Source organism: Erysipelothrix aquatica, assembly GCF_009828825.1.
Classification (GTDB): Bacteria; Bacillota_I; Bacilli_A; order Erysipelotrichales; family Erysipelotrichaceae; genus Erysipelothrix; species Erysipelothrix aquatica_A.
Window position 1 is genome coordinate 1 of record NZ_WTTA01000008.1, and the last position, 14,621, is coordinate 14,621.

13 protein-coding genes and 1 pseudogene are annotated in these 14,621 nt (G+C 38.2%); 11 read left to right on the forward strand and 3 right to left on the reverse strand.

Going from position 1 to position 14,621, the window contains the following annotated elements:
• Positions 1 to 118 (forward strand): annotated as a pseudogene (locus GVV22_RS10850) (IS30 family transposase); the annotation flags it as partial.
• A gap of 31 nt (positions 119 to 149) precedes the next feature.
• On the opposite strand, the gene GVV22_RS10855 reads toward GVV22_RS10850, so the two are convergent.
• Positions 150 to 872 (reverse strand): glucosamine-6-phosphate deaminase, encoded by a 723-nt coding sequence (locus GVV22_RS10855; RefSeq protein WP_159635440.1) that lies wholly within the window; start codon positions 870 to 872, stop codon positions 150 to 152.
• 240 nt (positions 873 to 1,112) lie between these two features.
• Between GVV22_RS10855 and nagA the strand changes: the two genes are divergently transcribed.
• Positions 1,113 to 2,267 carry an N-acetylglucosamine-6-phosphate deacetylase gene (gene nagA, locus GVV22_RS10860; RefSeq protein ID WP_159650066.1) on the forward strand — a complete coding sequence of 385 codons (1,155 nt, stop codon included), beginning with the start codon at positions 1,113 to 1,115 and terminating at the stop codon, positions 2,265 to 2,267.
• A 96-nt stretch (positions 2,268 to 2,363) separates the two neighbouring features.
• Complete coding sequence (locus GVV22_RS10865; protein ID WP_159650067.1) at positions 2,364 to 2,783, forward strand: GNAT family N-acetyltransferase; 420 nt, start codon at positions 2,364 to 2,366, stop codon at positions 2,781 to 2,783.
• Positions 2,784 to 2,836: 53 nt separating this feature from the next.
• On the opposite strand, the gene GVV22_RS10870 is transcribed toward GVV22_RS10865, so the two are convergent.
• The gene (locus tag GVV22_RS10870; protein ID WP_159650068.1) at positions 2,837 to 5,155 is read right to left on the reverse strand and encodes an HAD-IC family P-type ATPase; all 2,319 of its coding nucleotides are present in this window, start codon (positions 5,153 to 5,155) and stop codon (positions 2,837 to 2,839) included.
• Positions 5,156 to 5,217: 62 nt separating this feature from the next.
• Here GVV22_RS10870 and GVV22_RS10875 point away from each other — a divergent pair, with 62 nt between their 5' ends.
• Positions 5,218 to 6,267 (forward strand): NAD(P)/FAD-dependent oxidoreductase, encoded by a 1,050-nt coding sequence (locus tag GVV22_RS10875; RefSeq protein WP_159650069.1) that lies wholly within the window; start codon positions 5,218 to 5,220, stop codon positions 6,265 to 6,267.
• Here the strand turns inward: GVV22_RS10875 and GVV22_RS10880 are convergent.
• A complete protein-coding gene (locus tag GVV22_RS10880) occupies positions 6,257 to 6,571 on the reverse strand; it encodes a hypothetical protein (protein ID WP_159650070.1) in 315 nt (104 codons plus the stop codon). The genes GVV22_RS10875 and GVV22_RS10880 overlap by 11 nt on opposite strands.
• Positions 6,572 to 6,745: 174 nt before the next feature.
• On the opposite strand from GVV22_RS10880, the gene GVV22_RS10885 reads away from it, so the two are divergent.
• The 7 genes from GVV22_RS10885 to GVV22_RS10915 all read left to right on the forward strand — a co-directional run bounded on the left by GVV22_RS10885 (position 6,746) and on the right by GVV22_RS10915 (position 14,466).
• Positions 6,746 to 7,477, forward strand: a complete 732-nt coding sequence (locus GVV22_RS10885; RefSeq protein ID WP_159650071.1) for a LytR/AlgR family response regulator transcription factor — start codon at positions 6,746 to 6,748, stop codon at positions 7,475 to 7,477.
• A complete protein-coding gene (locus GVV22_RS10890; RefSeq protein WP_159650072.1) occupies positions 7,477 to 8,799 on the forward strand; it encodes a GHKL domain-containing protein in 1,323 nt (440 codons plus the stop codon). Before GVV22_RS10885 ends, GVV22_RS10890 begins: the two co-directional genes overlap by 1 nt.
• Positions 8,800 to 9,161: 362 nt before the next feature.
• The gene (locus GVV22_RS10895; protein ID WP_159650073.1) at positions 9,162 to 10,235 is read left to right on the forward strand and encodes an ABC transporter ATP-binding protein; all 1,074 of its coding nucleotides are present in this window, start codon (positions 9,162 to 9,164) and stop codon (positions 10,233 to 10,235) included.
• Positions 10,235 to 11,119 (forward strand): carbohydrate ABC transporter permease, encoded by an 885-nt coding sequence (locus GVV22_RS10900; RefSeq protein ID WP_159650074.1) that lies wholly within the window; start codon positions 10,235 to 10,237, stop codon positions 11,117 to 11,119. The genes GVV22_RS10895 and GVV22_RS10900 overlap by 1 nt, the downstream gene beginning before the upstream one ends.
• A gap of 2 nt (positions 11,120 to 11,121) precedes the next feature.
• The gene (locus GVV22_RS10905; protein ID WP_159650075.1) at positions 11,122 to 11,940 is read left to right on the forward strand and encodes a carbohydrate ABC transporter permease; all 819 of its coding nucleotides are present in this window, start codon (positions 11,122 to 11,124) and stop codon (positions 11,938 to 11,940) included.
• On the forward strand, positions 11,924 to 13,183 hold the full coding sequence (locus tag GVV22_RS10910; RefSeq protein ID WP_159650076.1) for an MBL fold metallo-hydrolase: 1,260 nt from the start codon (positions 11,924 to 11,926) through the stop codon (positions 13,181 to 13,183). Before GVV22_RS10905 ends, GVV22_RS10910 begins: the two co-directional genes overlap by 17 nt.
• An 11-nt stretch (positions 13,184 to 13,194) precedes the next feature.
• Positions 13,195 to 14,466 carry an extracellular solute-binding protein gene (locus GVV22_RS10915; protein ID WP_159650077.1) on the forward strand — a complete coding sequence of 424 codons (1,272 nt, stop codon included), beginning with the start codon at positions 13,195 to 13,197 and terminating at the stop codon, positions 14,464 to 14,466.
• Positions 14,467 to 14,621 lie beyond the last annotated feature (155 nt).

Consider the following 14,621-nt stretch of genomic DNA (forward strand, 5'->3'; position numbering starts at 1 on the left):
ACAATATCTTGATGACATTGCCTTTAAAATCAACTCAATGCCTCGCAAAATGTTTGACTTTAAAACTGCCTATGAGATAGAATTTTTAAAAATGAATAGTGGTGCGGTTGAGATTTGATAAAATAAAAAAGTTCCTTACGGAACTTTTTTTATTGATGTTTTGTAACATCAAGTTTTGAAGCTGCTTGCTCATCAACGATGACGATTACGTTATCATGATTTTGTAAAGCACTTGCTGGGAGCGCTTCTGTAGGTGCTTCTTCCATCATTTTATAGATAGCGTCAGCTTTCTTTTCACCATATGCAAACAAGATAATTGTTTTTGCAGTCATAATGGATTTGATACCCATTGAGTATGCAAATTTAGGTACTTCATCAATTGAATCAAACATACGTGAGTTTGCGATAATTGTGCTTTCAGTTAATGCAACTTTTTCTGTCAATGAATCAAATGATGCTCCTGGCTCATTGAAACCGATATGACCATTTTCGCCAATTCCTAAGATTTGGATATCAATTGGATTTTCAGCAATGATTTGGTCATAACGTGCGCATTCTTTAGCTGCATCTTCTTCCAAGCCATTTGGCAAATAATTAGCTTTAAATGGTTTTTTACCAAATAAATGTTTATTCATGAAGTAGTTATAGCTTTGGATATGATCAGCACCAATACCGATGTATTCATCCAAGTTAATGGATACCACATTTGTGAAATCTAAGTCACTTGCAGTAATGCGATCGTATAAAGAAATTGGTGTACTACCAGTAGCCAATCCAAAGACGTTTAAGTTTCCGCTAACTAACGCTTCACGAATGATGTTGTAACCAAGTTCTGCTCCTTCTTGGTTATCTTTAACAACAAATAATTTCATTGTAATTCCCTCTCACTTTCATTCAGTATTATTATAGACTACTCCACATTAAAATCAAACTTGTTTTCTCGGAAACACCGAATAGTCTTTTTTAATTAAATTTGAATGTTTGAAAAAAATATTTAAGATCCTCTAAATTGTTGAAAAACATAAGAATATCCTTAGAATGTGCCTGTGTTTATACGAACGCGTGATAAAAAAAGTGCTATAATTATACATGTATACATAAGGAGGCAATTTATGTTAATCATTAATGGGAAAATTTATTTAGAAGACCGTGTTATCGAGAACGGTTTTATTCGTACTGAAGAAGACCGTATCGTCGAACTTGGTATGATGGAAAATGCACCGAAATTGGAAGGTGATGTCATCGATGCGAAGGGACTCAATGTCTTGCCAGGGTTTATTGACCAACACATTCATGGTGCTAATGGTGCTGACCATATGGATGCCGATCAAGCAGGTTTACTAAATATCGCAACATTCCTTCCAAAAGAAGGAACTACGTCATATCTTGCGACAACCATGACGCAATCAATTGAAGCTGTATCGACAGCATTGGGTGCAATTGTCGAGTTTATGGATGATACAAACAAACCAGGACAAGCTGAAATCGTAGGGATTCACTTAGAAGGACCGTTTATTTCGAAAAAACATGTAGGAGCACAGAACCCTGCCTTTGTTTTAAAACCAACGACAGAGTACTTTGATACATTCTGGAATGTATCAAAAGGACGCATCAAGTTAATTACCTATGCACCTGAAGAAGCAGCGCCAGGATTTACAGATTACTTACGTTCAAAAGGGGTTGTACCTTCAGCTGGACATACCGATTCAAATTATCAACAAATAATTGATGAAATTCCAAACGGCCTTTCAAACTTAACACACTTCCACAATGCGATGAAACCACACCATCACCGTGAACCAGGAGCAGTTACTGCTGGATTCTTACGACCAGAATTAAAAGCTGAATTAATTGTGGATGGTATTCACTTACATCCAGATGTTGTCAAGGCAACATATGAAATTAAAGGTGTAGACAATGTGATTGCAATTACGGATGCGATGCGTGCTAAAGGACTTCCAGATGGTAAGTATGATCTTGGTGGTCAAGAAGTTATTAAAGTTGGAAAAGAATGCCGTATTGCCACAGGATCGCTCGCAGGTTCAGTTGCCGAAATGGACTTCGTTGTTCGTAACTTTAAACACTTTACCGGAGCAAGTATGCGTGACTTAGTGAAAATTTCTTCGGAAAATGCCGCAAAACACCTTGAAATCTTTGGACGTAAAGGAAGTATCGCTATCGGTAAAGATGCTGATCTTGTTATTGTTGATAACGACATTAATGTTGAAACAACAATTTGCCGTGGTGTTGTAGGATATCAAAAATAGCTTCCAATCAGACTATAATTAAAAGTTAGCCGTCAGGTTAACTTTTTAATTTCAAATCGGGATAATTGCGAAGCATCTAGAATTAGGAGATATTTGATGAAATTTGAAGAGACACTCACTCCAGAAGCGACAGATGTTATTAAACTTAGAGAGCTTCTGAGGAAGTACAATCGACAAAACTTTGAAACTTTAGAACATTCTGAATTTGCTATCTATATTAGAGATGAAGATGAGAATATTGTTGGAGGCATTTCAGGCGAAATATTTGGCAATTGGGTAGATGTCAAATACTTAGTAATCCACGAAGATTTACGAGGACAAGGGCTGGGTAAAGCATTGTTAGAAAAAGTTGAAAACATGGCAATCGAGCATCGGTGCCGTTATATCTTTCTGAATACATTTGGTTTCCAGGGTAAAGATTTTTATCCGAAATTTGGTTTTAGAGAAGTCTATGTAAAGCAAGATTATCCATTGACAGGAACCCATCATTTCTTTGTCAAAGAATTATCCTACTAAGACATTAGAAGATTGATAATACAAAGAAAAAAGTTAGCCACAGGCTAACTTTTTTATGCACTTTGGTGAAGTCGGTGTCGTGTTACGAAGAACTTGCTAATGCGAGCATAGAGACTCACGATTGGAATACTAATAAGCACGACAATAACCAAAATAATAAGATGATGTCGCGAAAATGACACAAGTTCTAATAAGGGATGCATTACGATGCTTGTTATTAAAAAACCTGCAATGTCTAGGGCAAGAATGAATGCTCTGAAACGATTTAATGGCGTCAAAATGCGATAAATCAGGTGAATCGAGAGAATGCCGTTTACAAAGAAAATGATGGATTGGATTGCTTTAAGGTCCAGTCCTAAAGGTTTATTAAAGAGAACAAGAATAAACCACATAGTGACTATCCCAAGAGCGCTGGGAAGTGCATAGAGCACGACATGTTCTAAGACCGTATATTTTGGTTTATAATCGTGCAATTCGAACATGATAAGCAACGAAGGAAGTCCACCAACAAATATATTGGTAAGGGTTACTTGGAATGGAATGAAAGGGAAACGAACATTGATGAGGATTGCAAGAATCGCAACACTAATGGTTAAGATTGTTCGTAAGTAAAAAAGGGATGCAGATCGCGTAATGTTATTGATGGTTTGTCGTCCTTCTCGAACAACGTCCACCAAGGTTGACAACATTCCATCGATAATAACAATTTGACTAATGTTTAAAGCTGCATCGCTACCTTCACCTAAAGCAATCGATACGTCTGCTTGCTTGAGTGCAAGTACATCATTTAGACCATCACCGGTCATCGCAACACGGTTTTTGCCCTCTTGTAAAAGCTTAACAAACTCAAGCTTTTGGGTTGGTGTTGCCCGTCCAATGACATTATATTTGAATATTGCTTCATGCAACGCTTCTGGTGTCGTTAAGGTTGATGCATCGACAGCTCCCTGGATTGTATTGACACCCGCTTTGTGTGCGATAGCAAGAACTGTGTCGATGTTATCGCCGGAAATTACTTTAATATTGACGCCATTGTTTACAAAGAAATCAATCGCTTGATGTGCATCCACTCGGAGTGGGTCTTCAATCACAATCCATCCAAGTGCTTGTAACGATTGCGGGAGCGTTTTGTCGGTTGGAGCATCATAGCTAGATGCTGCAAGAATAATGCGTGCACCGAGTTTACGATGATTTAGAATGACATCAGGTAAATCCAGGTTCGGCATTAATATTTCTGGTGCACCGATGAAGAGGGTTTCATGATTGTCAAACGTCATCGAGGCCCACTTGCGTGCTGAAGCAAATGGAATTGTATCAATACATTGCATCGTTTCAACAGGTTCAAAATAATGTTTAATGGCTAGCATGGTCGCATTATTATCATGAGTGTAGTTGACATAATGATTCATGAGAAACTGAAACTTAACATCAAGATTCAATGTATCGATGACTTGCATTTCACCTTTGGTGAGGGTTCCGGTTTTGTCGACACACAAGACGTCAATTTGAGATAGTGCTTCAATCGCATACAAGTCTTGAACTAATGTTTTGGATTTTCCGAGTTTAAGAACTGCTGTCATCAAGGTAACGGTTGTTAATAAGACCAAACCTTGGGGAAGCATACCAAGGAGTGCCGATGCAGTATTCACAACAACTTGATATAACGACTCATGTCGGAAGACAAATCCTTGAACAAATAAAAGTGCACCGATTGGAATGATAAAGAAACTGGTAAGTTTTGTGACACTTGTAAAAGTGTTTAAAAGATCGCTGGCGATGCGGCGTTGCGTAGATACTTGTTGCGTTACTTTGGTCGCATAATTGTCACTTCCAACATGGACAACCTGAGCATAACAGGTTCCGCTAACAATGAAAGATCCTGATAAAAGTGTGTCGTCGGTATTTTTATCGATAGGATCGACTTCTCCTGTTAAGAGAGATTCATTGGCTTCCACCGAACCTTCTAAGACGACGCTATCTGCAGCAATTTGATTACCGGGCTCATAATAAACGATATCATCCAAAACAATGTCGTCGGGCGTTATAGTTTGAATTACACCATCTCGTAAAACTTTGACATGCGGTGCTACTAGGATATTTAGATTTTGAACAAGATTTCGAGCTCGAATTTCTTGGATAATGAACATAGAAGAATTAGACACGATAACGCCCATGAAGAAAATACTGGTATAAGCACCGACAGCTATCAAAGCAACAGCGATTACAATATTAAACAAATTGAAAAGGGTGAAAATGTTCCCTATGATAATATCTTTGTTTGTCTTCAGTTCAGGTTTAGGTTGTGTATTGACTTGATGATTTTGAATGCGCATTTGAATGGCTTCGGTTGATAGTCCTTTTAATTTCGTCATAGGTGCTCCTTAGATACTTGGAAAGTTCCTTAATACTTACTATAATAACATTGGGTGATAACATGAAACAAATCGCAATTATTGGCGGGGGTATTGTCGGTATGACTGCCGCCTACTATTTAAAGAAAAATGGCATGGATGTCGTTGTATATGATGCCAATTATGCACAAGGGACACGGGCAGCCGTGGGGATAATTTGTCCATGGGTGAGTCAGCGCCGTCATCAAGCTTGGTATGCTTTAGCATCTGATGGTGCAGCATTTTATAAGACGCTTGTTCGTGATGTTTCAGATTCATCATTTTATCGACAAACAGGGACATTGATTGCACATACGACTCGTTTGGATGCATTGAGTGAGCTTGCGTTTGAACGGGCAAAAACAACACCAATGATGGGCGCTGTCCAACGATTACAGAAACCAGCGCTCGCAGATTATATTCCAGACTATGTGACGCTTGAGGATGCATTGTTGATTGAAGGTGGTGCGCAAATCGATGGCGCTCGCCTCATCGAGATTCTTCAGAAGGATCAAAACATACCTGTTATTAAAGAACAGACAACTGTTGAAGATCTTGAAGCATGTGGTCGATTTGATCATATCATTGTTGCTGCTGGACCGTGGATTAACGACGCACAAAAAAAATACATATTTGACGTAAAACCGCAAAAAGGACAGCTTGTAACACTCCAAAATGCCTTTGATATTGATAAGGCTTATCCAGTCATCATGCCACAAGGTGAAATTGATATTTTATTTGACCAAACGATGCTGGTGATTGGTGCATCACATGATAATGAAGCAGGTTTTGATACGCATCGTGATCTCAATGTTGAAGCGCGTCTGATTCATGATGCTCAGTTGTATATCCCAAGGATCACCAGTGCGGACATAACCGGTTTCCGGATTGGAACCCGGGCATATACCTCTGACTTTGCACCATTCTATGGCCCCATTGATACTTCCAAAAAAGTATATGTAGCAAGTGGACTGGGTTCATCAGGGCTAACAACCGGACCGATTATTGGATATCGCATAGCATCTGACATTTTAGGCGCGACGTTTGATTTTAGTGAGATGAGTCCTACAAAATATATTAAATCTATCGTGTAAACCGAATCTGGTTATCGATTTGAACAAATGTAGTTTCGGCGTATTCGGACTCACCATCCCAAACAAAGCGAATGGTTTGACGAGCACCCGAAAATGCATCGTCGAAACTTACATCCCATGTAGATTGTTGCTTCATAATTGTCCATTTCGAATACTCTGGCGGATTACACCCATATTCATAAAATTTTTGACGTGCATAGTGTTCAATGAAGTGTTCTTGGTTTGAAGGAAGATCTTGGGCGATCGTATTGATCGAGCAACTTACAAGAAAAAAAGCGAGTAAAATTACAGATAATTTTTTCATAAGTCCTCCTTAAATACTGAACGTAGACTAACGATATCACGCAATGTCGAAAATTCCGTTACAACAGCTTGAATTTATGATGAAATTTATGTCAAATATATTTACTTAAAGAAGAGTGTTGTCAGTACCTGTGAGTAAAAACTCGTGGTATAATAAACGAAATGAGGTGGGATTATGATAACAGTCTATTTATGCGATGATGATATCGAAATTATCGAATCATACAGCGCACTTATTAAACGCTACAGTAAAGCACGCATGCTTGAACTCAAGCTAGAGACTTTTCACCGTGGAGAAGATTTGCTTTTTCATCTGGATGGTTTTACCGATGCTCCGGATATTATCTTGCTTGATATTTATATGGATGCCTTGAACGGTATAGAAACTGCGAAGCGAATTCGTGAACGCAATGTTGACGCGCAAATTATCTTCTTAACGACATCGTCTGAGTTTGTATTCGATGCGTTTGATGTGCGCTCTTTTAATTATCTTGTAAAACAAGATACGAGTGATGCCCGATTCGAGGAAGTATTCAACAACGCGATTAGTTTAGTTGAAAAGAAAGCTACAGATTTTTTTGACTGTTCCTTTGGATCTGAATCACGCCGGATTGCACTTAAAGATATTTCCCATTTTGAAATTTACCGTCGTGTCATGCGGGTCCATTACAATACCAATGAAACGTTTGATTTTTATGAAACAATGGATTCTTTGACCGAAAAATTAGCTGGAAAAGGCTTTGTTCGGGTTCACCGTTCTTATCTTGTAAATCTTAAACATATTGTGATGTTTAAGAACCAAACAGTTCGCCTCTCAAATGCGGAAGAATTGCCGCTCGGAAAAGCATATCAAGTTAGCGTTAAGGACGCCTTTAATGCGTTCGTTTCAGACAGTTGGGACGCATAATGTACCTGACAATCTTGGGATTGTTTACGATTGCCCTCTATTGCTACATCTATATGTCGGTAGCTGACATCAGTCAATATGGTAAATTTCGTAAACATGCATATGTTTTTTTAGCTATTTCGATGGCGACACAATCAATTATTTTTATTATCTCACATAGTTATGGATTGGAAATGTTTGAAACCTTTTGGCTGATCCTGGCGGTGATGTGGTTAACGTTCTATTTTACAGTTGACCTTCCGATTTATGTGGTGTCCTTTGCGACAGTCAGTCACGTATTTTATCTTTTCACCATGCGGGCGTTTGCAGTAACTGTTTTATCAATAGTTACACAAGTTCCCCTCTATCGAATCAATGCCTCTGACAACTTCTACCTACTCGTATTTTTAATATCAACAGTCATGTCGATTACGCTACTGTTGTTTGAGTCGAAATATTATCGTAGTGGAAAGCGAATGCGCCAACTCATCAATAATCACACACAACTGAACTTCGTGACTATCGTTAAGTTTTCGCTGGCATCTTACCTTATGTTTATTACATACGGAACACGCTTTTCTGCAAAAGAAAGCTGGAATACACTGGCATATTGTGTGGGTTCAATGATGGTCGTTTGGATGGCACGGTTGACATTGAATCACTCGGTTCGTATTTCGGAAATGCTAGAGTATGAGAAACAAACAGCTGTACTTCAACAACAACTTAATACTCAAGTAAGTCATTATAAATCGTATCAAAAGTATACAGAGACGTTTAGAAAGTTCCGTCATGACTATAAGAAAGTCCTTTCAACAGTAAATATGCTACTTCGAAACAATGAAACTGAAAAAGCGGTCAAACTATTGGATGACATGGGTGTTCAGATGGCTAAGGGCGTCGATGCTCATGTTGAGTATTCAAACAATGTGTTTATTGATGCAATCTTACAAGCATATGCAAACTATTGTGCAGAAGCGATGATTCAGTTCGAAGCTAAAGTTTACTGGGACCCTAATGTCATCATTGATGATTTGGACTTAGCACGCATCTTCAACAATATCCTAGAAAATGCTTACGAGGCGAATCTCAACCTAGAGCACGAACAGCGTTTCATTAAAATACGCAGTAATCTTCGAGACTATTGGCTTGATATTGAAGTTTCGAATCGTTTCTCAGGTACCGTCAAAGCAAATCTAGAAACGACAAAAACAGAAGAAATACAATTTCACGGAATTGGAACCAAAATCGTCGAAGAAGTAATGCAAAATCAAGGCGGAATGGTCTCATGGATACCGGAAGAGGATGTCTTTAAAGTTCGTTTGCATTTCCCGCGAAAAGCATAAAAATCTAACATAAAATCAGAGCACATGATTATCGTGTGCTTTTTTCAATTTCAAGCGTTGCAAGCGTTAGATTTTACGCTCTTTTATGCTATACTTAAATTGTTACAGAAATATTTACGACAACTTAACACAAGGTGCATATATTGATGGTAAAATGAAGTGTTCATGGTATTTACGAAAATTTCGCAAGAAATCGGTCGAAAACCATGAATATTAACGAAAATTTACACAACATGGAACGTACCTTGTTATAATGTTGAGTAGACTTTTAAGTTATAGACATTTTTATAACCCTATAGAAATGAGTAAATAGTTTAGAGTAATAAATGGAAGCAAAAGCTTTCAACTTAGGAGGAAATGGAATGATTGAAGTCAAGGACTTGAGAAAAGTGTTTGATAATGGGTTTGAAGCACTTAAGAAAGTTAATTTCACAATTGAGAATGGAGATCTCATTTGTTTGCTCGGACCTTCAGGTTGTGGTAAAACTACAATCCTAAACTTAATAGCTGGTCTTTTAGATCCAACTGAAGGCGATATTTTGAACGAAGGTGTGACAATGGTCGATAAACACCCTAAAGATCGTGATATCGGATTTGTTTTCCAAAACTATGCATTGTATCCGCATATGACAGTTTTAGAAAACGTTATGTTCCCACTACGTGTTGGTGAGAAAAAAATGCCTAAAGAAGAAGCAGAAGCAATCGCTCGTAAGTTCATGAAACTTACAAGCATTGAAGAACTTGAAAATAAAAAACCTGGAACAATGTCAGGGGGACAACAACAACGTGTTGCGATTACCCGTGCTTTAGTACAAAATCCAAGTATTTTATTATTGGACGAACCGCTCTCAAACTTAGACGCACGTTTACGCTTACGTATTCGTGAAGAAATCCGTCGTCTTGTTAAAGAAGTTGGAATCACTACAATCTTTGTTACCCATGACCAAGAAGAAGCTTTATCGATTAGTGATAAAATCGTACTCATGGACGAAGGTGTTATCCAACAACATGACGATCCACAAAATCTATATCTAGAACCAAATAACCTTTTCGTTGCAAAATTCATTGGTAATCCAGTCATCAATATTTTACCAATCGAAGTTAAAGATGGAAAAGTTATCGGTGAAAATTTCGAATTTGCCCAAGCTAACTTTGTGGCAGATCGCTTTAAAGAAACAATGACTGATGGCAAATACCTCTTAGGTGTACGTCCTGAAGATGTTATCCTAACAAACGACAATCCAATCTTTAGTGCGAATGTCGAAACTGTGGAACTCATTGGTCGTGAACGCATCCTAAACTTTGATATGGGCGGTATTCACGGAAAATCAATCGTAAGTATTGATGAGCAAGTTCTTGAAGGTGATGCAATCTCATGTGACTTCAACTACCCACGTGTATTCGTATTCAAAGAGAGTGGAGAGCGAGTTTACTAATGAAGGGATTCAAAAAATATAGCGCAGAGAATCAACCCAAAGCGTGGCTATTTCTTTTTCCTGCGTTAGCTATTATTGGCGTGTTCAATATCTATCCAATGTTTAAATCCTTATGGATGTCGTTTCAAAAAGGAACACTCCTTAATCCACGCTTCACGGGCATAGATAACTATGTCACAGTCTTAAAAGATCCAGTATTTCATACAGCGATGAAGAACACTGCAATTTATGCGTTCTTTGTGGTTCCAATTTGTTTGGTAATCTCATTACTAATTTCATGGTTAATCTTTGAAAAAATCAAGAATAAAGGATTCTTTGAAACAATCTTCTTTATTCCTTACGTAACCAGTACCATAGCTATTGGGATTGTCTTTCGTTACCTTTTCAATGGTAATTATGGAATTGTTAATCATGTCTTGGGATGGGTTGCTATTGCGCCCATTAACTGGCTTAACAATGTAAATATGTCGGTTCCAACGCTTATTATCTTTGGTGTTTGGACAGGACTCGCGTTTAATATTATTATCTTGCTTGCAGGATTTAGAAATATTAGCGAAGAATACTACAAAGTAGCCGATATGTTTGGAGCATCGAACTGGGAAAAATTTGCCCGCATTACGATGCCACAATTAATTCCAACGATTACATTCTTACTTACCGTTAATTTTATCGGAGCATTTAAAATTTACTCGCAAGTCTACGCGCTCTTCGGAGGAACTGCTGGTGTTGCCAACAGTGCTCAGACCGCCGTATTCTATATTTATGATAAATTCCACGTCGCTGGACGACCAGGGATCGCTATGGCTGCAACGATGATTCTCTTTGCACTCATTCTCTTATTTACTGCGTTGCAGAATAAGATTGTGAAAAGGGTGGAACGTTAATTATGAAAAAAATAGTTCAGGTTATATCAGTAGTATTCATTATATTTATGGCGTTAATTACATTGTTCCCCTTCATATACATGCTCCTAGCAAGTGTTATGACCTATCAAGAGGCAACAAGTATTCCGCCCACATTTTTCCCGTCATCACCACAATTCATTAACTTTAGGTTAGTGTTCGAGCATGCGCCATTCTTACGTTACTTCTTCAATACAGTGTTTGTTTCATTAACAACTACATTTGGAATTCTTATAACGTCAGTCCTAGCAGGCTTCGCATTGGTAAAACTGGAATTCAAACACAAAAATCTCGTATTAATTGTCATGATTTCATTACTCATGGTACCTTACGAATCAATTGTCTTTACAAACTATCAAACAATTGCACAATTGGGATTACTTAACACATATAGTGCGTTGATCATTCCATCACTTGCAAGTGTCTTCTACATCTATTATTTACAAGGATATCTTAAAGGAATTCCAAGCTCATACTACAAAGCAGCTAAAATTGATGGCTGTGGAGACCTTGAGTTTATTTGGAAAATCATGATTCCTCTAGCAAAACCTGCGTTGGTAACAGTAGGAATTCTGAGTTTTATCTCAGGTTGGAACTCATTCCTCTGGCCATTGCTGGTTACAAACGATTCGAATATGCGTCTTCTTAACAATGGTCTTTCTGCCTTTACGACAGAAAGTGGTAGTGATGTTCATTTACAAATGGCAGCTGCTACACTAACAATTATTCCAATTTTGATTGTTTACTTCATTTTTAGAAAAGAAATTATTCGCGGGGTTGCAAAAAATGGAATTAAAGGATAAGAAAACAACTATTACGTTCCACAGTGGGATTTTAACCATTGGAGGTACAGTGATTGAAGTTGCATATGGCAATGATCGTATTTATTTTGATTTTGGGACTGAATTCGTTCCTGAATTAAACCTCATTGACGAATCCATACATACATTGTTAAAACATCGCCTCATTCCTGACTTGAATCATATCTATGATCCACGTTTGGGTTATGAAGAAACAGAAACCAATACATTTGACAATACAGCGGTATTCTTAAGTCATTGTCACTTGGATCATTCTCGAATGATTAATTATTTGGATCCAAAGATTCCACTGTATGCTTTAAACGAAACAAAAATTTTACTTGAAAGCTTGAATAGCACTAACGACTTCCTTTTACCAGGAGTTGATACGACATATACACGTGAGATTACAGGTCTTGCGGACGGTACAGTCTTAAATATCGGTGCTATTGAAGTTGAACTTCGCCGCGTTGACCATGACGCTTATGGTGCCTGTGGATTACTCATTCGCACGCCAGACTTAAAAATCGCCTATACGGGCGACTTAAGACTTCATGGTTTTGATAGAGAAGCCTCTCTAGATTATGCACAACGTGCTCACGGATATGACGTCTTGATTATCGAAGGTGTTTCAATTAGCTTTGATGATGAAAGACATGTAAACAGAATTAATAGCGAACAAGAGCTTCTTGATCGCTTGGTACAAGTCGTTAACGACAACGACGGGAACCAAGTGACATTCAACACCTACCCTGCAAACGTAAAACGTTTAGCAGCAATTGTTGAACAAAGTCCCCGACCTGTTGTTCTGGAAGCATCGTATGCTCATATCTTAAAACAATGCTTGAATATAGAAACTCCATATTATGTACGGACAGAGACGTTCGGCTTAAACCCCGATTTGCGTGTAGATTATGACATGCTTTTGGCGGACTCAGGAGAGTATCTATGGCAAGTTGTTGCGGATCACGCTGATCTTAAAGGAGGTGGTGTCTATATTCATAGCGATGCAGCACCGTTAGGAGATTTCGATCCAGCTTACCAACCATTCTTAGATGCGTTGGCAGCGAACGATATAGTATTTGAGAGGTTGGCATGTTCAGGACATGCATTCCCCGAAGACTTAGAGGAAATTGTTGATCGAATTGCCCCTAAATTATTAGTCCCAATCCATACATTACGTCCAGAAAGACTGGAAAATAAACATGGTTTGAGACATTTGCCTACACGAGGAGAAACTATTTGAAGGAGACATATATGAAAAATATCAAAAAGTATTTCGTAGTATTACTTGCAGTATTAGTATTAGTTGGATGTTCAAGTGGCTCGGGAAGCAAAGGTAACACAGATATCGTTACCGAGGTTCCTGCAGGTACAGAAATTACATTCTGGCACGCTATGAATGGTGGACAACAAGATGCGCTTGTTAAAATCACTGAAGATTTTATGGCAGCAAACCCAAACATCAAAGTAACATTACAAAACCAATCAAAATACCCAGATTTACAATCAAAAATTAACCAGACAATCGCATCACCAAAAGATTTACCAACAATTACACAAGCATACCCAAACTGGTTATGGAATGCAGCAACACAAGATAAAGTGCTTGTAGACTTAGATCCATTCATCAATCACGAAACAATCGGATTAAAAGACAAAGCTGATATCTTACCAGTATTAATGAACGGTGCTAAGGTTGATGGCGTTCAATATGGAATCCCATTCAACAAATCAACTGAAGTCCTTTACTATAACAAAACACTTTTAGACCAATATGGCGTTAAAGTTCCTACAACAATGGAAGAACTTGCATCGGCATCTAAAGAAATCTTTGAAAAATCAAATGGACAAGTTATCGGTGCAGGTTTTGACTCACTCAATAACTACTATGCAATCGGTATGGCTAACGAAGGTAAAGAATTTACAAAAGACTTAGATATCGCAGGCCCAGAAAGCTTGAAAGTTGCGAAATTCTACCAAGACGGTGTTAAAGAAGGATACTTCCGAATCGCTGACAAAGGGGAATACCTATCAACACCATTCGGAGCAGGACTACTTGCTATGAACGTAGGTTCAATGGCTGGAGAATCACACGTTAAGAAAGCTGTCGACGGTCGTTACGAATATGGAGCAGCTGTACGTCCAGATGTTAAAAACATCCAACAAGGTACAGACATCTACATGTTCAACAGTGCAACACCAGAACAACAAACAGCAGCATTCTTATACATGTCATACTTAGTTTCACCTGAAGCACAATTACACTGGGCTACAAAAACAGGATACATGCCTGTAAGCGCAAAAGTACAAGCATCAGACGAATACAAAAACTCAGGTTCATTAATTGCTAAGATTTTATCAGACGCAACGAAAGACCTCTTCGCAATTCCAGTTATTGAAAACTCAGATCCAGCATATAACAAAACACGTGAAATGATGGAACTTATCCTTTCAGACCCTTCATCAGACGCACAAGCAATCTTAAATGATTACAAAGTCAAAGTTGAAGCTGAGTGGAATCAATAATATAATGTAAAACCAAACCTCGGTTTGGTTTCCTAAATTCAAGTCTCAACCGCACCACCAAGGTGCGGTTGTTTTTGTATAATAAAAGGAGCCCACCCGACTAAAAGGAGCTCCCATATGAAGTATAAGCAATTAAATAAAAAAATAAAAGACCA